Here is a 22,453-nt window from a genome sequence, read left to right as displayed (position 1 = left end):
CTGTCATCGCGTTTACTGGAAATGGTGGATATACAGGCTTGCGGGTGAACGGGCATTTGGGGAGGGGGTTAGCCTCTGAACATTGCAGGACATATCTGCAAGCGGCAGCCATAAATCCTGAACGTGGGGTGGAATAGATGAATGAAGTGTGGATAATGGGTGCGGCACGCACGCCAATCGGTTCATTTCAAGGCAATTATCGGGATGTGACTGCAGTGGAACTGGGCACAGCTGCTATTCAAGAGGCCTGCAGCCGCGCTGGCATCATGGGAGAACATGTGGATCAAGTATGGATGGGACAGGTGCTGCAAGCTGGAGTTGGGCAAAATGGGGCACGACAAGCGGCTTTACAGGCGGGCATCCCTATCCATGCACCAGCGACGGGGGTCAACCTAGTCTGTGGATCAGGGCTGCAGGCTGTCATGCTGGGGACACAGAACATCAGGACGGGTGATGCAGATATCGTCGTATCTGGCGGAATGGAGAATATGACCCAATCTCCCTATATACTCAAGCAGGCAAGACAGGGATATAAGTACGGGCACGGGGAGCTGTTGGATACTGTACTGCATGATGGACTGACCTGTGCCTTTCTACAGCAGCCAATGGGCATTACCGCAGAGAAATTAGCGGAACGCTATCATATCACACGTGACATGCAGGACGCATTTGCACTAAAGAGCCAACAACGTGCGGAATCAGCGATGCGTGAAGGAAGATTCGAAGCTGAGCTCGTTCCAATCCGAGTACCTGAACGCAAGGGGGCATTCCGGACGGTGGATACGGATGAGCACCCTCGCCATGGCATGACCATGGACAATTTAAGCAAACTGAAACCTGCCTTCCTTAGCAATGGCACAGTTACAGCGGGCAATTCGTCCGGGATTAATGATGGGGCAGCTGCTGTTATCTTGTGCAGCTCGGAAGCAGCTGTGAAGCGTAATTTATCCCCCCTTGCGGTGGTGCGCGGTTATGCAGCAGTAGGCGTGGAGCCGGAATGGATGGGACTCGGACCTGTATCTGCGCTGCGGAAGGCTGCTGAGAAGGCAGGCCTGCGCATGCAGGATATTGAACTGTTCGAAATCAATGAAGCTTTTGCGGCACAGGCGCTGGCTGTTACCGAGGAACTGGGCATTGATACAGAGATCGTCAATGTGAACGGAGGCGCGATTGCGCTCGGACATCCGATTGGTGCCAGCGGGACAAGAGTGCTTGTGACACTGCTTCACGAGATGGAGCGAAGAAAGGTGAAATACGGCGCGGCTGCGCTCTGTGTAGGAGGCGGTCATGGTGTCGCTGTCATCGTCGAACGGAGCTGAATCGGAACGACAGCATTCATGGCGAAGCTTTGAAACGGTGGACAGTGCTGCATACTGGTTCGAGCATCGCTGCGAGAAGACGCCGGATAAAGTCGCGGTCGTAGACGCTCATACAGGGAATCGATACACGTATCGAGAGCTTGCATGCCGTGCAAGGCAGTTGGCGTTAGTACTGCAGCATCATGGTGTTAGCGCTGGGGATCGGGTTGCTGTACTGCTGCTAAATCAGGCTGAGATGCTGGATGCACTGCTTGCCTGCAGACTGTTGAGCGCGATTGCCGCCCCAATGAATTGGAGGCTCGCGGAAGCAGAGCTGCATGAAATTGTACGGGACTGTTCGCCGAAGGTGCTGCTCTATGATCGAACGGTTCCTTCGCTTGCTGCTCTATCTGAAGCATTACAAGAAAGAAGCGTAGAAGTATTGGATGTGTCTGCGCTGCTGCATGAACAGGCGGAGCTCCAATGTGAACAGCCGGGGAGTTCGACAGTCAATGCAATCGAGGATGCAGCTGCTGAGATTGCAGCCGGGGCAACGGCAGATGAGCTTGCACAACCTCGTGACATATTGGCACAGGAAGCAATCTGCCTCGATGATCCATGGCTCATGATCTATACCGGGGGAACGACAGGGAAACCGAAGGGGGTTGTCCTGTCGCATGGCTCTGTATTCTGGAATGCGGCGAACACGGTAATTAGCTGGCAGTTGAACGAATCGGACGTTACGCCGACGATCTTGCCTATGTTCCATACTGGAGGCATTAATGCACTGACATTCCCTGTACTTATGGCTGGGGGAACGGTCGTGCTCGTGCGCAATTTCCAAGCGGATGACATGATCCGACTCCTTCGGGAAGAACGTTGTACGATTGTGTTAATGGTGCCGACGATGTATCATCTGCTCGTTCAGTGCGATTTATTTAGAAATGATATGTTTCCGGATATGCGAACCTTTCTCTCGGGAGGTGCTCCGTGTCCATTATCCGTATATGAAGCATTTCATGTTAGAGGCTTGCCTTTCAAGGAAGGATACGGCGCGACAGAGTCTGGTCCAAACAATTTCGTAATCGAGCCGGAAGCGGCTAGAATGAAGCCCGGATCGGTAGGTGTGCCGATGCTGCTCGGAGAGGCAAGGATTATTGGATCTGACGGGCGCGTGCTGGCAGCAGGTCAAGTCGGAGAGCTGGTGCTTCGAGGAGGTCATTTGTTCTCTCATTATTGGAACAATCCGCAGGCAACGGAAGAGACGATGCAGGATGGATGGCTGTTGACGGGGGATCTGGCTCGAAGGGATGAGGACGGCTATTACTATATTGTAGGCCGGAAGAAAGATATGATTATTACCGGAGGAGAGAATGTATATCCGCTTGAAGTGGAGCATATTCTCGAGAGTCATCCGAAGGTAATGGAAGCAGCTGTGCTTGGCATAGCAGATTCGAAGTGGGGCGAAGTTGTCGTTGCTGCTGTCAGTACAGGAGAGATCTCCTCCTTGACGGAAGAAGAACTCAAGCAATACTGTCAAGCGAGGATTGGGAAGTATAAAGTGCCCAAGCGCTTTATTCTCACTGAAGAGCTTCCTAAGACAGTAGTGGGCAAGCTGGACAAAAAGGCAATGAAAGCATGGTTTGGCGGTTGACCGAGGTCAGCCGCTCATTTTTTTGTAAAAGTGCTTGAAGCAGGTATAACTGTGATACAATATACAGGACAACATTGGAAAATAGAGGAATTGGAGGTTCTGCATGAAAGAAGGCCGCGTGCTTAAAATGAAATTAATGCCGCCCCCTTTGAAGAAGCAGCTGCTCCACCGTCCTCGTCTTGCTAAAGTGCTAACCCGCATTACAGATTTCCCGCTCACCATATTGACCTCTGGTCCGGGATTCGGCAAGACGACGGCGCTGTCCGCCTATTTGCGCTCCTCGGACATGACGTATGCATGGTACGGAGCATCTCCCCAAGACAATGACTTTATCCCATTTGTATCCCATATCATTTATACGTTGCGGCAATCGGTTCCCGATTTTGGGGAATCGCTGCTTGCTGAGCTGCACAGCGGTGGAAATCGGAACAGCAGTGAAGATATCATTGCCTTGGCAGACTTATTTTTGAATGAGTTGGTATCGCTTTCAGAACGGACGATATTAATCATTGATGATTACCACCTCGTCGAACCGACTACAAGCATTGACGAATGGATGCAGTATGTTGTGTCCTATTTGCCTGATTGCGACAAGATGGGCATCGTCATTTCCTCACGCGCCAAGCCTCAATGGGATGGTCTAGCTGCATTGCGCATTCGAGGCCATGTACTGGAAATTGGCAAGGAAGAGCTTGCATTCAATGAAGAAGAAATTGAAGTGTTGTACAGCGATTATTACGGGTACCCGCTTACGAAGCAGCAGCTTGAGCGTATCTATAAGCAGACGGAAGGCTGGATTATTGCGGTACAGCTTATATGGCAGCGGCTGCTGTCCTCCAATGGCTCGCTAGAAGAACTTCTGCGGGCGCCAAGAGATACGATGGAGGAGTTGTTCCAGTTTCTGGCATTGGAGCTGTTCCAGAAGCAATCTTTGTCGATGCGCTCCTTCATGCTGGAGACGAGTATCTTTGACGAGCTTACCGGCGACTGGTGTGATGCCGTATGCGGGCGAAGCGGTTCACATGCGCTGTTGTTTGAGCTGTGCGGCAGCGGCTTCTTGTCAGCAGTCGATGACAAGCAGTTCCGCTATCATGCCCTGTTCCGTGAATTCCTGCTCGATCAGTTGAGAAGACAGCATGATCGTTACGTGTCTTTGGCGAAGCAGGCCATTCACATCTTCGCATCGCGCGGCCGCTATGATCTGGCGATGGCACAAGCGATGGTTCTGCAGGATGGCGAAGAGACGGCACTGCTGCTGCAGGATGGGGGCGAAGAGTTGATACAGGGCGGTCATTTGGAATTCGTCCATGCCTCCTTGCTGACGATTCCAGAGCGTACGAAGCGAAGATACCCATATTTGCATGTGCTGCATGGGGATATTATGCGTTATCGCTGCCAGTATGAAGAGGCGTCAGCCCAATACCGCATAGCCGAATATGAAGCAGATAGTGCCAGCAATCGCATTGTTCAGATGATGGCCCTTGAAGGGCAAGCTCTCTTATTTCTGGATACGATACAACCTGGCAAGGCAGAGCCTCTGCTGGAGCGTGCGATTGCAATTGCAGAGTCGCTCTATGGAGGCCGGATCATGCATGTAGATCGAATTGAAAGCGTTCACTTGCGGCATTCAAGCTATGAATCAGGTGGAAGGGTTCGAACGGGCGAGCGTGAGCGTCTTGGCCGCTTATATACATTGATGGCTGAAAATATGCTTAATGCGGGCAGAGGAACAGAAGCGCAGCTCTGGTACGATCGGGCTATTCATATTCACGCAGAGGGAAGAGACTGGCTGCTTGAAGCGCGGTTGTTCCTCCGCACCGGCAGACTGCACAAGGCGAAGTCGAAGCTAATGCATGCCCAGATGATGGAACAGGAACAGGGTTCGATCTTCCGCGGGCTTAGTTACCATTCCAAGACATTATCCCGCTCGCACCGCGAGATTGATCTGCTGCTCTCGCTTATCAGCAGTATGTGCGGAGAGCCAGTTGCGGCGAAGGAGGCGGCAGAAGCGGGAATGATGCAGGGCATTCGCCTCAAGGCGCCCTTCGTAGAGGCTTGCGGATGGATGCGAATGGGGCATGCTGCGCAGTTGACTGGGAAGTATGATGCGAAGGTTGCTGCTGATTGCTATCAGGCGGCGCTGTCAATCATGGAACGGCTGGAAGTGAAGCGCGGCAGCGCTGAGCCATATATGGGACTCTGCTTGCTCTTCGGCAGAGCTCGGTCAACGGATACGGCTCTACGATACGGGCATAGTGCTTGGGAGAAGACGCAATTCGCGAATGATGGCTGGCTCACCTCGCTAATTAGGCTGAGCATGGGCATTGCACTGTTCAACGCGAATCGGTATGCCGAAGCCGAGGATGTTTTCCGTGAATGTAGTGAACGTTTCCTCGCTTGCGGTGATGGATTCGGCAGCGCTGCTGTTGAGATGTGGCTCGCATTATGCGCCTATCGGACAGAGCAGGACAGCAAGTTCGCGGTTGCGATGGAGCGCTTTTTGGCGCGGACGGAGCGGGAAGGCTACTCGTTCCTGATCACGCGGCGTACATTGTTCGGGCCGAGCGACACGCAGCAGCTCATTCCGCTGCTTATTGAAGCGGTACGACTTGATATTTGCCGTTCCTACGCATCGACGATGCTTACGGAATTAGGACTAGATCAGCTTACGTACCACCCTGGGTATACCTTGTATATACATACGCTTGGGAATTTTGTCGTCCAGCTTGGCGATATTGAGTTGTCGGACAAAGACTGGCAGCGTGGCAAGGCAAAAGAGCTGTTCCAGCTTCTGGTGACTAGACGGACTCGTTCGTTGACGAAGGAAGAACTGCTGGATTCTCTGTTTCCTCAATCAGAGGAGAAGGCGGCCAATCGAGACTTCAAGGTGGCGCTAAATGCCTTGAATACGGCCTTGGAACCGCATCGTCGTGTTCGTTCGAACCCTTATTACATCATTAGACGGGGAAGCACCTATCAATTGAATCCGACTGCGGGCTGGGTGCTCGACGCCAATCGCTTCGAGATGGCGATCGAACAAGGGCTTGAAGCTGGCGATGTGGAGCAGGCAATAAAACTGCTGGAAGAAGGACTCCTTATCTATGAAGGCGACTATATGCCTGAACGCCGTTACGAGGATTGGTGCATTGAGGAACGGGAACGCTTGCAAGTGTTGTTCATGCGTGGAGCAGAGAGATTGTCTGGCCACTATGCGGCTATGAATACCTTCGACAAGGCGATCCGCTGGGCGGAATCGATTGTAGCGAAAGATCGCTGCTGGGAAGAGGCGTACCGAATCCTGATTGCTTGTCATCTTCAAATGAACAATCGCAATCAAGCTTTGCGCTGGTACAACAAATGCCGAAAGGCGTTGGAGGAAGAGCTAGGGATCGAGCCGATGAAGGATATCCGAGAACTTGTTCGGGACATATCGAGTGTAATACTGAGAGATGACGAGTAAGAGGGTACTGCTGCGGAATGTTGCTTGCTTATCTGTTGATTAAGCTGGCAGTATGTCGTGCTGCGGTTTCCTAACCGATGCAACTCATTTGTAACTATACCCTCTTATGATGAATGGGAAATGATTCGTAAGGGGGTTTTTGGTGTCTATGACACAGTTATTTATTCGTGAAACAAGCAATCAGAAGCAACAATTGCATCGCAGCCATGATAAGCAACGGGCGGTTCGCATACAGATGTCAAGACTATTGCTGCTCAGCTTCATGTCCTTGCTCCTGCTGCTGACAGCTGCTTGTGGAAGCAGTGGAAGTGATGCGGGAGGGAACTCCGCGAAGCAAGAGAACAATGGTGCAGCATCGACAGAGAACAAGAATAATCAAACGGAAGAGAAGAAATCGTCCGATGGAGATAAGACGCCAATCAAGATCGGAGTGCTTGCTTCCATGTCGGGGGCGCTTGAAAGTTACGGCAAACAGACGGTTCGCGGATTCGAGCTTGGCATCGACTATGCCACACAAGGTACGAAGACGATTGATGGACGGCCAGTTGAGTTCATTGTAGAAGATACAGAAACGAAGCCGGACGTAGCTGTTAAGAAGGCAACCAAGCTGCTTGAAACCGATAAGGTTGATTTCCTTGTTGGTTCATCCAGCTCAGGGGATACATTAGCGGTTCTTCCGCTTGCTGAGGAATACGAGAAGATTATGGTCGTCGAGCCGGCTGTTGCGGATAGCATTACAGGCGAGTTGTGGAACAAATACGTATTCCGCACTGCACGCAATTCCTCGCAGGACGCGGTTGCAGGCGCGGCGGCGATAGCGAAGCAGGGCGTTAAGATTGCAACGTTCGCACCGGATGGCGCGTTCGGCCGCGATGGCATTAAGGCGTTCAAGGAAGCAGCGATCAAGCTTGGTGCGGAAATTGTAGAAGAGCAGTACGCGGACGCTACTGCAACAGATTTTACCGCGAACATTCAGAAAATTGTAAGTGCAAAACCGGATTACTTGTTCGTAGTATGGGCGGGAGCGAATACGCCGTGGAAGCAGCTTAAGGATATGAAGGTAACGGAGCAAGGCATCAAACTGTCTACTGGAGCTCCAGATATCGCGGCTCTGAAGACAATGCAGGAGCTGGAGGGGATGGAAGGCTTCTCGGTGTACTACCATTCACTTCCGAGCAATGATGTGAATAAATGGCTCGTAGAAGAACATACGAAGCGATTCAATGGAGATTTGCCAGATTTGTTCACACCTGGAGGCATGTCAGCAGCGATCGCGATCGTGGAAGCGGTGAAGAAGACGGGCGGGGATACGACTGCCGACAAGCTGATTGCAGCGATGGAAGGAATGACATTTGATGCGCCGAAGGGCAAGATGACGTTCCGAGCGGAGGATCACCAAGCACTGCAGACGATGTATGCGGTGAAGCTGGAGAAGAAGGATGGTACCGATTATCCGGTTCCTGTACTTATCCGTGAACTGTCGCCAGAAGAGACGGCACCGCCGATTCACAACAAACGTTAACTAGGAGGTCGGGACATGAGCGGAGCGGAGAACAACCTCAGGACGGCCGAGTCGCTGCCGATTGAACAGGGGACGAATAGAGCTCGCCGCTCCCATTCGTCCCAAGCGGTGGATAAGATTTTGAGCACAACAGATTTGACGATTGCGTTCGGCGGACATATCGCAGTACAGGAAGTGAACCTCACCGTTGAGCGTAATCGCTTCAAGTCAATCATTGGCCCAAATGGTGCAGGTAAGACGACCTTGTTCAACTTGTTAAGCGGCGAGCTGCGGCCAACTTCTGGCCAGGTCCAATTCGAGGGGCGCGACGTGACGTTGCTGCCCCCATTCGAACGGACAAGGCTTGGGATGGGGCGATCCTTTCAGATCACGAATGTATTCCCCAATCTGACGGTGATGGAGAATGTACGGCTTGCTGTCCAATCCAGACATGGTGTTCGCATGAATTGGTATCGATCACTACGAGCGTATCGTCAGTTTGAAGAAGAAGCGGAGCATTGGCTCGAAATGGTGCTGCTTGGAGGAAGAGGCGGTGCTACAGCGAAGCATTTGGCGCATGGAGAGAAGCGCAAGCTGGAGCTAGCGATGCTGCTAGCGCTCCAGCCGTCGCTTCTACTGCTCGATGAACCGACGGCTGGCATATCGGTGGAAGAGGTTCCAGCGATTATGGAAGTGATCCGTCGGGTGAAGGATGCCAAAGATCGAACGATATTACTGATTGAGCACAAGATGGAGATGGTTCTGGATTTATCCGATACGATCGCCGTTCTGTTTAATGGGAAGCTGCTTGCAGATGGTCATCCGGATGAGATTATGAATAATGAATTGGTACAGTCTGCTTACTTGGGAGGGTTGTATGATGACGCTGCTGCAGGTGAATGAAATTGAGACGTATATCGGACAGTTTCACATTTTGCAAGGGGTCACCTTCCAAGTGAAGGCTGGTGGGATTACCGTACTGCTTGGCCGCAATGGGGCGGGCAAGACGACGACACTGCGTTCCATTATGGGATTGAATCCGGCATCCAAGGGAGAAATCCACTATAAGGGAGAACGATTGGATCAGCTTCCGACACATCTTATTGCTCGCAAAGGGGTCGGGTATGTTCCAGAGGATCAGGGAATCTTCACGGATCTAACGGTAGGAGAAACGATGCGTATTGCGATGAGAGGGAATAGCAAAGAGGCTGCTGCTCGGCTGGAATGGACCATGGAGCTGTTCCCAGATCTGCGCCGCTTCTGGAACCGCAAGAGTGGGCTCTTGAGCGGAGGGCAGAAGCAGATGCTGGCGATCTCTCGGGCATATATGAACGACAATGAATTGCTCCTCATCGATGAACCTAGCAAAGGGCTTGCCCCGATTATGGTGGAGAAGCTGATGGAAGCTATCCAGCAGATGAAGGAGAAGACGACCGTGCTCCTAGTTGAGCAGAACTTCCTTATGGCAAGCCGCATTGGAAGCGCGTACTACATGATGGACGAAGGGCGCGTCGTGAAGGCAGGAACGATGGATGAACTGCGTTACGACGAGGAGACACGGCGGAAGTATTTGGGCATTGCGTAACCGATGCGCCAAAGAGGAGGGAGTATGTATTGAACGGGTTCATCAATCTGATTGTTAATGGGCTTGCGACCGGAATGCTCGTCTTCCTGCTCGCGTCGGGGCTGACACTTATATTCGGACTTATGAGCGTGCTCAACTTCGCGCACGGCGGCTTGTTTGCCTGGGGTGCCTATAGCGGGGTGTGGTTGTATGCGGCAACGGGCTCATTCGTCTTGGCGATTGTGGGGGCAATTCTTGTTGGAATGCTGCTTGGCTTCATGATGGAACGCATTGTCATTCGGCCCGTGTACGGCAATCATGTGCAGCAGATTCTGGTCACGCTAGGCGTTATGCTCGTGTTAAGTGAATTGCTCAAAGTTGTATTCGGCCCGAATCCACTTAAGGCGGATGCCCCGCCTATACTCAGCGGAAGCTGGGAAGTTGGCGGAGTGATTCTAATTAAATACCGAATCTTCATCATCGTAATTGGTGTGCTCGTGTACGGCGGATTATTGTTCATATTGAAGCGTACGAAGATTGGTCTAATCGTGCGCGCAGGCGTTATGAATCCGGAAATGGTTCAAGCGCTAGGCATTCCGATTCGGCGTGTATTCACGCTTGTATTTATGGTTGGGGCAGGTCTGGCGGCACTGGGAGGCGTACTGCTTGCTCCATACTCAGGAGTGATCTTTGCCGAAATGGGCATGCAATTTGCCATTCTTGCCTTCATCGTCGTTGTCATTGGCGGCATGGGGAGCATCCAAGGCTCTGCACTGGCTGCACTGTTAGTTGGCTTGTCGGGAGCATTTATGGCCTATTATGTGCCGGACTTGTCGCTTGCAGGCAATATGCTGTTGATGGTGGTCGTCCTTCTCATTAAGCCTTCAGGCTTGTTCGGGGCGAAGGGGGGAGCGTAATGAGACATATAAACATCGGAACGAAATGGTTCCTTCTGCTCGTCATTGGACTTGCCGTGCTGCCGTGGATCAATGACTCGCGCAGCTTCCTCATTATTATGACGCAAATTTGCATCTTCGCCGTCTTTGCGATGAGTTACGACATCTTGCTCGGTTATACAGGCATTGTCTCATTCGGTCATTGTATGTTCTTCGGTATTGGCGCGTACGCAACTGGTGTCATGCTTGATCGGATGGGGGCCAACATCGGAGTCTTGCTGCTGTCGATTGCAGCAGGTGTGATTTTGTCGGCGCTGCTCAGCTATCTGGTAGGCATGTTGTCTTTGCGTTTGAAGAATCACTTTTACGCAATGCTTACGTTGGCCTTTTCCGGATTGCTGCTTGTCTTGGCGGAGAAGTGGAGGTCTCTGACGCGAGGAAATGACGGCTTCACGTTCCCGATTCCCTCGGAGCTAAAGGATCGGACGGTGCTGTACATGGTATCGCTCGCTGTGATGGTTGTCATCTATATGCTGCTCAGAAGGTTCACGCAATCCCCCGTCGGTCGTGTGTTGATGGCGATACGTGAAAATGAGCAGCGAACCGCTTCGCTCGGCTATGAGATCATCCACTACAAGGTGTTTGCAAGTGTAGTCGCAGGTGTAGTCGCCAGCATTAGCGGATCCATGTATGTGCTGACACTGCGATTCGTCAATACGACGGTGTTCGCGATGGATATGACCTTGAACGCGCTTCTGATGACGATTATTGGCGGCGTTGGGACGCTATTTGGGGCGATTATTGGCTCAGCGATTATTGAATGGGCGCACCATGGCCTAACTGAGCTGGCTAAGTTCCACCCCATATTCGAGAGATGGATTATTTTCTTTGGCCTTCTCTACATTGTCGTCGTGCTCATCTTCCCAGCAGGCATAACCGGAACGCTCCGAATGTGGTGGATGAAGCGGAGAGGAAGGAGAGCCTCTTCGTCTCCTACGGAAACAGCATCACGGCATGGGAAGGAGGAGGCAGGATGACTTCTCGCAGGCAGAAGGACTCGGCTGCGGAGCACTTGGAAGAGGATGTGCACTTGGAGGCTCATGACAGTCGAAATCAGGACAATCGACATCATTTGGTTGAGGATACCTCTGTGGTCGGTTCCTTTGTCGTCCGCTGCCGGATACGGCAGGAGACCGAGGGATTGGACGATTGGCGAATCCGAATTACCTATGTACAGGGCCAGGAAGAGCAGACCGTTGCTTCATGGGAGGAAGCGGTTGGCTATATGCAGCTGATGATGAAGCGGGGGAATGACGCGCATGAACGAGAACGGAATGAATGAAAGAGAAAAGAATGAACAGTCGATCGTCCGTCTGTTGTCCGTAGGAACTTACATCCCTGATCAGAAAATGACTAGCGGCGATATTGCAGAAGCGTCAGGCATTCCTCAGCATATTGTGGAGTCGAAGCTGGGCATCCGGCAGAAGCCTGTCCCAGGGCCTGATGATCATCCCTGCGCGATGGGGGTTGCAGCAGCGAAGGAAGCGATTCGTCGTGCCCAGATCGCGCCTGAGGAAATTGATCTCATTATATATATCGGTGAAGAATACAAGGAATACCCGGTATGGACGGCGGCTCTTCAACTGCAGCATGAGATTGGAGCTGTAAATGCGTGGGGCTTCGATATGGGCTCCCGATGCTGTACGGCAATTATGGCTGTTCGGACAGCGAAGTCGATGATGTTGGGGGATTCTCGTATTCGCACTGTGCTGCTTGCTGGCGGCTATCGCAACGGCGACCTGATTGACTTAACGGATCCGAACACTCGCTTCATGGCGAACTTGGGTGCTGGCGGCGGAGCGATGCTGCTCCAGCGTGGGGCTGGCCCTTCGTATCCAGAGGTGCTGGATTCAGCAATTATTACGGATGGATCATTTGCGCAGGATGTCATCATTCAAGCAGGGGGAACGAAGCAGCCATTGACGGCAGAGCTATTGGCGCAAGGTCAGGCTTGCTTCCGAGTCCCAGATCCAGAACGGATGAAGTCGCGACTGGATGCGGTGTCGATGCAGCGATTCTCTCAGGTGGTGGAACAAGCCATTCAGGGTAGTGGATATACGGTCTCGAATATTGGTTTTATCGGCTTGCTTCATATGAAGCGATCCGCACATGAATTCGTGCTGCGCTCCTTAGGGATTACTGAAGAACGTTCCGTTTATTTAGAGGACTATGGTCATATCGGTCAATTCGATCCGATTCTATGTCTGGAATTAGGCGTAAGACGGAAGTTGATTCAACCGGGCAGCATTGTTGTATTAGCAGCTGCGGGCATCGGGTATGCGTGGGGCGCACTCACCTTAAGATGGGGGGACGAAGCATGAAGATTCATTTAAAATCCGTTGAATTGCCAAATGGGGAAACACTCGGATACCGTGAACGTGATGGCGGCGCTGAGGTAGTTGTGCTGATACATGGCAACATGAATTCGTCCTGTCATTGGGACGTCGTGCTGGAACAGATGGATGCTCGGTATAAGCTGTATGCGGTCGACCTGCGTGGATTTGGTATTTCTACCTATCATACGCCGATTGAGTCCTTGTCTGATTTCACTGCAGATGTGAAACAATGGGTCGATTTACTCGGTCTAACTCGTTTCACCCTCATCGGCTGGTCGACTGGCGGCGGGGTGGCAATGGAGTATGCTGCCGCTTATCCTGATGAGGTAACGCGGCTAGTGCTGCTGGCAAGCGTCTCGACTCGTGGTTACCCATTTTATGAGGACGGATCGAACGGCCTGCCAGATGTTACGCGCCGGATTACGACCATCGAAGGTATTCGATCATTGGCTCGCAATACCCTCATCGAATCTGCAAACATACGTCGGGATCGCCGATTTATGAAGCAATTGTATGAGGCCGTTATCTATGATCGGAATCAACCGGAAGAGGCAAAATACGAAACCTATATAGACGATATTTTGACGCAGCGTAATCTGATGGACGTGTATCATGCGCTGAACACGTTTAACGTGAGTGTATTTGATCATGAAGCATCTCCGGGAAGCGGGGCTGTGAAACGAATAACAGCCCCCGTTTTGGTTCTGCGGGGCATGCAGGATTTAGTTATTACTGAGGCGATGACGAGAGAGACGCTGGCTGATCTGGGAGACATTGCGGAGTTCGTTCCATTGACAGGATGCGGTCACTCACCGTTAGTTGACGATCTTCCGCAGCTGCTGCATGCAATCGAGTCCTTCTTGGGGAGAGATTCATCAGAAGCGGCTCCTAGCGGGTCAACTGCATCGGCCGGCCATACAGATTGAAGGGAGACAGGGGAAGACGATGACGATGAAGCTTACAGGGAAAACGGCAATCATTACAGGCGGAGCAAGCGGCATAGGGCTTGCAGCGGTACACTTATTTCTTGAGGCAGAGGCGAATGTTGTCATCGCTGACTTCAATGAGACGGCGGGACAGCAAGTGATCGATGAGCTGGCAAATGAACAGCGTGATCGCACGTTATTCGTGAAGACGAATGTAGCGGATGAAGAAAGCGTGCGGCAACTGATGGAGCAGACGGTTGCAGCATTTAGCGGTATCGACATTCTGATCAACAATGCAGGAATTACACGTGATGCAATGCTGCTGAAGATGACCCCAGAGCAATGGCAGGATGTAATCAATGTGAACTTGAATGGAGTGTTTCTATGCACGCGTCTTGCAGCTCCTTATATGGCGGCGCAAGGCAAGGGTAAAATCATTAATACTTCATCGATTGTTGGCGTTCAAGGCAATATTGGACAGACGAACTATGCTGCGACCAAAGCAGGCGTCATTGGCATGACGCGTACATGGGCTCGGGAGCTAGGATATAAGGGGATCTGTGTGAACGCGGTTGCCCCAGGCTTCATCGCAACAGAGATGGTGGCCAAGATGCCGGACAAGATTATTGACAGCATGCGTGAAAAAGTACCGCTGCGCCGATTAGGACGGCCGGATGAAGTTGCACAAGCATATTTATTCCTCGCTTCGGATGCAGCTGATTATATAAATGGAACAGTGCTGGAAGTGAACGGAGGGTTGTCCATTTGAATGGACTAGATGCTCGTCACAGCACTGTGGATAGCCGATTCGATCAGCGGCTGAATCAACCGCTTGTCCCGCGCCGCTGCGCTCAGGTTATGAGCGCGGATGAAGCGGTGGCGCTTATTGCGAATGATGCAACGGTTGCTGTGGGAGGCTTCGTTGGATGTGCTCACCCAGAAGCACTTACGTCAGCGTTGGAGCGCCGTTTCTTGAAAGAGGCGGCGCCGACAGGGCTTACAGTTGTGTATGCAGCCGGACAAGGGGATGGCGTTGTTCGCGGCGTGAACCATCTTGCACATGAAGGCATGGTGAAGCGAGTCATTGGAGGGCATTGGGGACTTGCTCCGCGTTTGGGCGCGCTTGCGCTCGATAACCGGATTGAAGCCTACAACTTTCCGCAGGGTGTGATTGTACATCTCTATCGTGATATTGCTGCAGGCCGATCGGGGACATTGACCCATGTCGGCCTTCATACCTTTGTCGATCCGAGGAATGGAGGGGGCAGGCTGAATGCAAGCACGGTGGAAGAGCTTGTAGAGCTGGTGCAGCTTGGAGGCCGAGAGCAGCTCTATTATCGAGCTTTTCCGATTCATTGCGCTTTCGTGCGCGGCACGACTGCTGATGGGCGCGGCAATATCTCCATGGAGCGAGAGGCAGTAACGTTAGAAATGCTGGCACTTGCTCAAGCAGCGAGGAACAGTGGAGGAATTGTGATTGCGCAGGTAGAGCGCATATTGCCGCACGGAACCATGCATTCGAAGCAGGTAGTCATCCCAGGCATGCTGGTCGATGCTGTCGTTGTCGCTAGGCCAGAGGAGCATACGATGACGTTCGCTGAGGCATACAATCCAGCATATGCAGGGGAGATACAGCAGGAAGCGTCCGCCGCATATGTGCCTCCAATGGCAAGAGATGAGCGGCTAATCATTGCACGGCGAGCTCTCATGGAAATCCCTTCCCACAGTGTTGTGAATCTCGGCATCGGACTGCCTGAGGGGGTTGGATATGCAGCACTTGAAGCGGGACGAACAGATATGACGCTGCTGCTTGAATCCGGCCCTGTTGGTGGTATACCTGCACGAGGGTTAAGCTTCGGCGCATCTGCGTTTGCGGAGGCCATTCTTGATCAGCCTGCTCAATTCGACTTCTTCGATGGAGGAGGGATTGATGTTGCTTGTCTGGGGATGGCAGAGGCAGACGGCAGAGGAGACGTGAATGTGAGTCTGTACGGCGGCAAGCTGACAGGCTGCGGCGGCTTCATTAATATAAGCCAAAATGCGAAGAAGCTTGTCTTCTGCTCCACCTTTACGGCTGGCGGTCTGAAGATGGAGATGGCTGATGGGGGCCTTCGTATCCTTCAAGAGGGACGCTTCCGGAAGTTCGTTCGGCAGGTAGAGCAACTTACCTTCTGCGCAGATTATGCACAGCGACGTGGCATCGAAGTGCTGTATGTGACAGAGCGCGCAGTATTCCGGCTGTATGCAGGGGAACTTGAACTTATCGAGATGGCACAGGGACTATCGCTGGAAGCAGACATTCTAGCCAATATGGACATCGTGCCTCGCATTAGTCCACAGCTGAAATGGATGGGAGAGGATCTGTTCCGATAGGGACTGTCATAGAGACTGTCTCATAAGCTGAGGCTGATTTACTGCCTGTAAGATGATAACTGGTAATGTGAAAGGTCGAGTAAGGGGGACGTTGGTACCCTAACTCGACCTTTTGTTTTATTGCTGCTTCGCCTCCATCACCTGCGTCTGCAATGGCTGTTCGAGGTGATTTTCAAGGCAGCAAAAATATTGTGAGCGCTATCAAAAAATGTTGCTTGCCTTACAAAACCGGGCGAGATTATCATGAAATTGCGGAAGGGACCCAAAAATTACCGCAATCGATATGGAAAGGGGAAGATCATGAAGACGAACAGTCAACCGGGGGGGCGCCGATCATTTCACTTGCGTGAAAATGCTCAACTCTACCTTATAATGCTTCCCGTTCTACTTCATATTTTTATCTTCAGTTATATTCCGATGTACGGGATAATCATCGCATTTCAAGATTATTTCCCGGGAAAACCTTTTTTCTCATTTACAGATACGAATTGGGTAGGCTTTAAACACTTTATTGAATTTTTTAATGGTCCGTATTTTGGAAGATTGATGCGTAATACGTTCTCGCTCAGCTTTTATTTTCTGGTGTTTGGCTTCTGGGTGCCCATTCTGTTTGCGGTACTGCTTAACGAACTGAAGAGTGGCATCTTCAAGAAGTACGTACAGACCGCAAGCTACTTGCCTCACTTTATTTCGAACGTCGTCGTTGCGGGCATGGTGTTGTCATTCATCAATACAGATGGAATCATTAATACCATCGTGAAGATGTTCGGCGGGACACCGGTCGCGATAAACACGGAAGCGGGGTATTTTCCGGCCATTTATACGATTACGAGCATATGGAAATCATTTGGCTGGAGCAGTATTTTGTATTTGGCAGCCATGTCCTCTGTTGATCCTCATTTATATGAAGCTGCCAAGATGGACGGAGCCAACCGCCTTAAACAAATCCTCCATATTTCGTTGCCATCCATTCGTCCGACCATCTTATTCCTGCTTATATTCGCGATTGGCAGTCTGTTTTCAGCGAACAGCGAGTTTATTTTGTTGATCTATAATCCAATGGTATATGAAACGGCGGATGTCATTGGCACCTATTTGTACCGCGATGGCTTGCTTGGCGGACAATTCAGCTTAGGGACTGCAGTTGGGCTGTTCATATCGGTCATCAACTTCACGCTGCTGTATTTCGCAAATACGCTAAGCCGTAAATATTCAGATTATGCCTTGTGGTAAGGAGGAGTACAATGGCCTCGGTCAGGAAAAATCCGAACAAGATCAGGGAAGGCTCTGTCGTGGTTGACATTATCTTGTACGCGATCGCACTTGTCATTTGCTTAATCACCCTGTATCCGTTTTATTTCGTCATCATCATGTCGATCAGTTCGCCTTCGGAAGTAGCCGCCATGAATGTTGTTTGGTTTCCGAAAGGCTTTAACCTAAGCTCATATGAATTGATTGTGAGAGATGCGAAAATGTGGTGGGCGTATTCGAACACTTTGATTTACGTCGCCGCAGGCACGCTTTTAAACTGCTTAATGGCTGTATTGGGTGCATACCCGTTAACGGTACGCAATCTGAAGGGACGAAAATGGATCGTTGTATTTTTACTAATTCCGATGTATTTCGGGGGTGGATTAATTCCCTCCTACCTGCTCGTGAATAAGCTCGGGATGTACAATACCATGTTTGCAGTTATTATCCCCGGGATGGTTAGTATTTGGAATATTATCCTCGTCAGGACGTTTTTTATGACGATTCCAGATGGTCTGAAGGAATCGGCTTTTATCGACGGGGCTTCCCATCTGCAGCTGTTGTTTAAGATTATATTGCCGATTTCCAAGCCGATTCTTGCCGTTATTGCGATTTATTCGATTGTCGGCATTTGGAACAGCTGGTTCGACGCGCTTGTCTATCTGCCGAACGAAAAGCTTCATCCGCTGCAAATGTATCTATACCGTGTGGTCGTTCAACAGTCGGTGGATCTAAAGATGTTATCGCTGGAAGATACCAAAAATGCGGTGGCGAACATGTTGACCAACATCCAGTTAAAATACGCGATTATCGTTTTTACGGCATTGCCTGTCATATTTACGTATCCATTTTTTCAAAAGTATTTCATCAAAGGAGCGCTTCTGGGTTCTTTAAAAGAGTAGGACTATACTCTTTGAGGGAACAGATCGAATTAACGTCGAAGGGAATTGCGGTATGGACTAGAAAAAATGTTTTTGACAATTTGAAAGCGTTTGCAACATATCTTGGGATAAGATTTTAGCATTTCGGCTACAAGGGCCAGATTTTGGTGAAATCATTTTGAAATTCGTTTTTATCGATTCGAGGGGGAATCTAAAAATGAAACAATGGAAAAGAACAATGATCTCCGTATTAACGGCAATTCTCGTGATTGGGTCGATCACGGCATGCAGCACCTCCAGCAACAACGCCAACAGCGGCGATAACAAGAAGGAGGAAGCAGGAGGATCTGCTTCTACCGAAGTCAAAAAGTTAAAACTGCTTGGGCCGCAAGGTTCGAACAAATATATCAAATTCGATGAGAGAGAAAAATATCCGGTGTGGAAAGAAGTCGATAAGATGCTCACAGATGCCGGTTTGCAATTGGACTACGAGATGGTTCCAGGCGAGCAATATAAAGTGGTCGTTCAAACCAGAATGGCGTCCGGTTCCTCGCTTCCAGACATCGTGAACATTTCGGCTCTAGATAATACGACAGTGTTGAATTTGGCGAAGCAGGGCGTCCTGCTTGATCTGAATCCACTGATCGAGAAGTACAGCAACGGCAACATTAAGAAAATGTACAATGAAGAATTCCCATACGCCAAAAAGACGACAACATCGCCTGACGGCAAAATGTACTGGTTCAGCAATCTTCACAAAAAAACATATCAGGGTAAAACGCCAGCACCGGTTGCATTGACGATGCTCCTTCGTAAAGACTGGCTTGATAAGCTGAAGCTCCCGGTTCCAAACACAGCTGCAGAATATTTGCAAACATTGAAGACGTTCCGGGAGAAGGATGCCAACGGAGATGGCAAGCAAAACGAAGTGCTCGTATACGATCCAAGCAAATTTGAAGGCGCTATCGCGCAATGGTTCGGGCTTGGTACAGATATCACAGCAGTAGATGTTGAGAACAAAAAGGTAGTATCCCCTTGGTATCAAGACGGAATTAAAGATTACTTCCGCTACTTGCAGCAGTTAACAAAAGAGGGCATTCTCGACACAAGCCTGATTGGGGCGACAGGGGAGCAAAAGCAACAAAAAATGACCGAAAACCAGGTTGCTTCATTGAGTGATTATAATCTGGAGACCTATCAGGAGCCTACCATTAACGGTGGAGGGGAGTTCTTCCCATTGATGCCGCTCAAGGCGGTCGACGGCATCACTCCGGCAGCACAGTTGGAACCTCCTTTCCTTGTGTGGCAGAAGTATGCAATTACAAAAGATTGCAAAGATGTGGAAGCAGCCATCAAGTTTTTCGATACGATTTACTCAGAAAAATATGCAGATCTTCTGTATTGGGGAATCGAAGGGCAAACTTACAAGAAGGACAGCAACAGCGCGAAGGTGTTTATTAATAATGGCACAGACGAAGAGTTGGCTAAATCGGGTCAAATTACTGGGCGTCCGTTATTTGGGGACACGGTTTTTCCGCGTGTTCAATTCGCCAATCTGGAATTCGAGCTCTCTGGTGTGCCCAAAGCAAAAGCCGATCATGAGCTGAATATTTTAAATTACAAACCATATTTTGTGAATATGAACCTGAACTATTTGGCCATTCCTGATGATCAGCAGCTCGAGAAGAAAACAAAAATTTTAACTAACTTGAACACGTACTCTCAGGAACTTGCGACCAAGCTTGCTCTAGGCCAAAAATCTCTTGACGATTGGGATCAATATATCTCCGAGCTGAAAAAGCTTGGGCTCGATGAATTAATGAAGATTGATCAGCAGCTGCTGGATAGATACAACAGCATCCAGTAACATTGCACCAATAATCTGGAAAATTGGCGTTCTCCTCGGCTTCCTTAGAGGAGTTCGCCGTTTTCTTCATATTGCTTCATCATGCGAAGCGGTCTTCAAAACGAAGGAGGTGCGGACTATGCGACATTGGAGCTTTGGGAGCGGCACGTTTCGAAAGATCTTTCTGTCCTATACTGCGATTTTGATCATCCCCATCATCGTGTTCAGCACCTTAAATGTACAGCGGAACATAACGGAGGAACGTCAGAAGCTGCATGAGAAGCATGTATCGGATGCAAATCGGATTGCGGCGGTTGTGGACAATAAATTGAACGAGCTCAAAAATATAGCGAAGATGATTAGCATTGAATCATGGCTTCGGAAGATGATGCAGAATACGGATGTTTATGATGATGAATTTGATTTGTTGAAGATGCTCGAAATCCGAAGAAATTTCGAAAATTCAATTAATTCTACAAATGTGCTATCTTTCGGCACAGTCATTTTTCCAGATAAACAACAGATGTTATCAACTTGGGGGACATTTTCGGAAGACCACTTCTTCTCTAATATTGCTGTATTTGATGGAGATACACGGCAAATGATGCAAAGCGCTCTTCGGGAGCAACAGTATTTCAAAGTAATGGCACCAGCAACGGTCAATTTGTGGGGTAGCAGTAAGAGGGTTATTCCTGTCCTTCAAAGTCTGGAGGTGGTCAATCACCCGCGGGCGGTACTGGCTCTATTTATTGACAGCGATTACTTCTCGGAATACATGCGTCGTTTCGGGAGTGTGGAATCCAAAGACATCTTAATTACGACACATGAGACGCCTATTTTCAAGCAGAGCCGGAATCCGGATAACGGGGTTCAGGAAAATGAGCAGACCTATGAGCTTGTTGTGCCTTCCCAAGAGAGCAGTCTGCAATATAAAATCTCTTACTTCGATAACAGTGTCATCGGTATCAATAACTTATTCAGTTCACTGCTGGCTATCTTGATCTCCATTGCGGTCGGCACGTTGTCGGCTTTTCTGTTGGCCAAGGTCAGTTACCGACCTCTAGGAACCTTGCTTCACAAGCTCTCCGCAGGGATTCGTTACGAGGAGGGTAAAAATAGTCCCGTATCCGGCTCTGAATACAATTACATTGAGGAATCGTTCGACCGGCTGTTGAGTGAAAATCAGGTGCTTCAGCAATCTATGCAGGACTACGAAAAAGCGGCGAAGTCGAATTTGTTCCTCCAGCTGCTTAAAGGGTATTTCGCCGATGATCAGCACTTGAACGGGTTGAAGAAATTCGGTATCGGCTATACCGAGGAAATGCATTATTGCACGATGTTGATCAGCTTTCATGCCATCCGTGATTTTTCCGATCTGGATAAGATCCGGAAAATCGAAATGATGACGATGGTAATTATCGAAAAAGTAATGAGTTGTCATCGGCTGGACTATGAGCTATTCGAAGTGACGAATGCGGACAAAGCGTTGATCCTATCCTCCACAAACCGATTTGGAGAAGATGGCATGATGGAACAAATTGCGACCGGAATTACGGAAGAAATTGAACATACATGTGGTTTCCAGCCTTTTGTCCTGTATGGAACGATGGAGAAGGGGCTCGTTGGCATTAGTAAGTCGTACTATACGGCTAATGAAAGTTTGCAGTATACGTTGTTCTCACGGGAACATCTACGGGTCGCGCCGGAGGAGGCCATTCCAAGCATCGTTGACTATTATTATCCGACAGATTGGGAGGTTCAGTTGATTAATAACTTGAAAATAGGGAATCTAGATACCTCGATGCAGATTCTTTACGAAATCAGCACGGAAAACGGGAAACGAAACCTGTCTGAAGCAAGTACGATCAAGCTTGTTTCATTATTGATGGAAACGCTGCTAAGAGTGCTGCATGAGCTCAATCTCGATACGGGCATTTACGCGAAACAATTTGCCAATAGAGCAAAGGGCAAAAATACGGAGGAAATGTGGGGCTATGTGTTTGAAGTGGGAACGTTACTATGCGAGCGAAATCGGTACTCCAATACGTCATCGACGATTGAAGCTGGAAGTCAGTTGCTGCAGTACGTAAACCAAAATTATACGAGTGCCGACGTATCCTTAAAACAGCTTGCTGAAATCTTCCAGATGTCGGTCTCCAAGGCGTCTAAACTATTTAAGGAAGTTACCGGAATCAATTTCTACGATTATTTATGCCGGCTTCGTATTGAAATGGCTAAGGAATTGCTGCGAGAAAAGAAATGCGGCATTGATGACATCGCACGCCGAGTGGGTTACGAAAACGTATATTCGTTCAAACGTGCGTTTACACGATATGAAGGCATTAAGCCGGATGAATACATGGAATCGACAGGCTGAATGAAGAAGGACTCTAAGGACACTTACTGG

17 protein-coding genes are annotated in these 22,453 nt (G+C 49.9%); all 17 read left to right on the top strand.

The genetic code is table 11. The features are described 5' to 3' along the window. Positions 1-137 precede the first annotated feature (137 nt). A complete protein-coding gene (locus BLS15_RS20940; RefSeq protein WP_028533707.1) occupies positions 138-1,319 on the top strand; it encodes an acetyl-CoA C-acetyltransferase in 1,182 nt (393 codons plus the stop codon). Next, complete coding sequence (locus BLS15_RS20935) at positions 1,288-2,952, top strand: class I adenylate-forming enzyme family protein (RefSeq protein WP_028533708.1); 1,665 nt, start codon at positions 1,288-1,290, stop codon at positions 2,950-2,952. Before BLS15_RS20940 ends, BLS15_RS20935 begins: the two co-directional genes overlap by 32 nt. A 103-nt stretch (positions 2,953-3,055) precedes the next feature. After that, positions 3,056-6,412, top strand: coding sequence for an AfsR/SARP family transcriptional regulator (locus BLS15_RS20930; protein ID WP_175460815.1), 3,357 nt, complete (start codon positions 3,056-3,058; stop codon positions 6,410-6,412). Positions 6,413-6,554: 142 nt separating this feature from the next. Further along, the gene (locus BLS15_RS20925) at positions 6,555-7,934 is read left to right on the top strand and encodes a substrate-binding domain-containing protein (RefSeq protein WP_090513631.1); all 1,380 of its coding nucleotides are present in this window, start codon (positions 6,555-6,557) and stop codon (positions 7,932-7,934) included. A gap of 108 nt (positions 7,935-8,042) precedes the next feature. Continuing rightward, the gene (locus tag BLS15_RS20920) at positions 8,043-8,816 is read left to right on the top strand and encodes an ABC transporter ATP-binding protein (RefSeq protein ID WP_028533711.1); all 774 of its coding nucleotides are present in this window, start codon (positions 8,043-8,045) and stop codon (positions 8,814-8,816) included. Then, positions 8,794-9,498 (top strand): ABC transporter ATP-binding protein, encoded by a 705-nt coding sequence (locus tag BLS15_RS20915; protein WP_090513628.1) that lies wholly within the window; start codon positions 8,794-8,796, stop codon positions 9,496-9,498. Before BLS15_RS20920 ends, BLS15_RS20915 begins: the two co-directional genes overlap by 23 nt. A gap of 29 nt (positions 9,499-9,527) precedes the next feature. Next, on the top strand, positions 9,528-10,394 hold the full coding sequence (locus BLS15_RS20910) for a branched-chain amino acid ABC transporter permease (protein ID WP_021252604.1): 867 nt from the start codon (positions 9,528-9,530) through the stop codon (positions 10,392-10,394). Continuing rightward, positions 10,394-11,410 carry a branched-chain amino acid ABC transporter permease gene (locus BLS15_RS20905; protein WP_028533713.1) on the top strand — a complete coding sequence of 339 codons (1,017 nt, stop codon included), beginning with the start codon at positions 10,394-10,396 and terminating at the stop codon, positions 11,408-11,410. The genes BLS15_RS20910 and BLS15_RS20905 overlap by 1 nt, the downstream gene beginning before the upstream one ends. After that, the gene (locus BLS15_RS20900) at positions 11,407-11,715 is read left to right on the top strand and encodes a hypothetical protein (RefSeq protein ID WP_028533714.1); all 309 of its coding nucleotides are present in this window, start codon (positions 11,407-11,409) and stop codon (positions 11,713-11,715) included. The genes BLS15_RS20905 and BLS15_RS20900 overlap by 4 nt, the downstream gene beginning before the upstream one ends. Beyond that, the gene (locus BLS15_RS20895; protein ID WP_081819989.1) at positions 11,693-12,754 is read left to right on the top strand and encodes a 3-oxoacyl-ACP synthase; all 1,062 of its coding nucleotides are present in this window, start codon (positions 11,693-11,695) and stop codon (positions 12,752-12,754) included. Before BLS15_RS20900 ends, BLS15_RS20895 begins: the two co-directional genes overlap by 23 nt. Then, entirely contained in the window at positions 12,751-13,695 is a 945-nt protein-coding gene (locus BLS15_RS20890; protein ID WP_036667647.1) for an intracellular short-chain-length polyhydroxyalkanoate depolymerase, read from the top strand. Before BLS15_RS20895 ends, BLS15_RS20890 begins: the two co-directional genes overlap by 4 nt. 25 nt (positions 13,696-13,720) lie before the next feature. Next, positions 13,721-14,464, top strand: a complete 744-nt coding sequence (gene fabG, locus BLS15_RS20885; RefSeq protein ID WP_028533716.1) for a 3-oxoacyl-ACP reductase FabG — start codon at positions 13,721-13,723, stop codon at positions 14,462-14,464. An 89-nt stretch (positions 14,465-14,553) separates the two neighbouring features. Next, a complete protein-coding gene (locus BLS15_RS20880; protein ID WP_036667656.1) occupies positions 14,554-16,068 on the top strand; it encodes an acyl CoA:acetate/3-ketoacid CoA transferase in 1,515 nt (504 codons plus the stop codon). Between the two features lie 300 nt (positions 16,069-16,368). Continuing rightward, on the top strand, positions 16,369-17,301 hold the full coding sequence (locus tag BLS15_RS20875; RefSeq protein WP_021252611.1) for an ABC transporter permease: 933 nt from the start codon (positions 16,369-16,371) through the stop codon (positions 17,299-17,301). Between the two features lie 11 nt (positions 17,302-17,312). Continuing rightward, on the top strand, positions 17,313-18,221 hold the full coding sequence (locus BLS15_RS20870) for a carbohydrate ABC transporter permease (RefSeq protein ID WP_021252612.1): 909 nt from the start codon (positions 17,313-17,315) through the stop codon (positions 18,219-18,221). 196 nt (positions 18,222-18,417) lie between these two features. Beyond that, the gene (locus BLS15_RS20865; RefSeq protein WP_021252613.1) at positions 18,418-20,067 is read left to right on the top strand and encodes an extracellular solute-binding protein; all 1,650 of its coding nucleotides are present in this window, start codon (positions 18,418-18,420) and stop codon (positions 20,065-20,067) included. 118 nt (positions 20,068-20,185) lie between these two features. Further along, complete coding sequence (locus tag BLS15_RS20860; RefSeq protein WP_028533718.1) at positions 20,186-22,423, top strand: helix-turn-helix transcriptional regulator; 2,238 nt, start codon at positions 20,186-20,188, stop codon at positions 22,421-22,423. Positions 22,424-22,453: the final 30 nt, after the last annotated feature.

The organism is Paenibacillus sp. cl6col (genome assembly GCF_900102125.1).
GTDB classification, from domain to species: domain Bacteria; phylum Bacillota; class Bacilli; order Paenibacillales; family Paenibacillaceae; genus Paenibacillus_B; species Paenibacillus_B suaedae.
Note: the sequence above shows the minus strand (reverse complement) of the source record. Positions and strands in the feature narration are given on the sequence as shown.

Coding starts and splice junctions, on each gene's coding strand:
- BLS15_RS20915 (WP_090513628.1), top strand. CDS start 8,794: ATGACGCTGCTGCAGGTGAATGAAATTGAGACGTATATCGGACAGTTT.
- BLS15_RS20905 (WP_028533713.1), top strand. CDS start 10,394: ATGAGACATATAAACATCGGAACGAAATGGTTCCTTCTGCTCGTCATT.
- BLS15_RS20895 (WP_081819989.1), top strand. CDS start 11,693: ATGAACGAGAACGGAATGAATGAAAGAGAAAAGAATGAACAGTCGATC.
- BLS15_RS20880 (WP_036667656.1), top strand. CDS start 14,554: ATGAGCGCGGATGAAGCGGTGGCGCTTATTGCGAATGATGCAACGGTT.
- BLS15_RS20940 (WP_028533707.1), top strand. CDS start 138: ATGAATGAAGTGTGGATAATGGGTGCGGCACGCACGCCAATCGGTTCA.
- BLS15_RS20875 (WP_021252611.1), top strand. CDS start 16,369: ATGAAGACGAACAGTCAACCGGGGGGGCGCCGATCATTTCACTTGCGT.
- BLS15_RS20930 (WP_175460815.1), top strand. CDS start 3,056: ATGAAAGAAGGCCGCGTGCTTAAAATGAAATTAATGCCGCCCCCTTTG.
- BLS15_RS20870 (WP_021252612.1), top strand. CDS start 17,313: ATGGCCTCGGTCAGGAAAAATCCGAACAAGATCAGGGAAGGCTCTGTC.
- BLS15_RS20900 (WP_028533714.1), top strand. CDS start 11,407: ATGACTTCTCGCAGGCAGAAGGACTCGGCTGCGGAGCACTTGGAAGAG.
- BLS15_RS20865 (WP_021252613.1), top strand. CDS start 18,418: ATGAAACAATGGAAAAGAACAATGATCTCCGTATTAACGGCAATTCTC.
- fabG (WP_028533716.1), top strand. CDS start 13,721: ATGAAGCTTACAGGGAAAACGGCAATCATTACAGGCGGAGCAAGCGGC.
- BLS15_RS20860 (WP_028533718.1), top strand. CDS start 20,186: ATGCGACATTGGAGCTTTGGGAGCGGCACGTTTCGAAAGATCTTTCTG.
- BLS15_RS20935 (WP_028533708.1), top strand. CDS start 1,288: ATGGTGTCGCTGTCATCGTCGAACGGAGCTGAATCGGAACGACAGCAT.
- BLS15_RS20890 (WP_036667647.1), top strand. CDS start 12,751: ATGAAGATTCATTTAAAATCCGTTGAATTGCCAAATGGGGAAACACTC.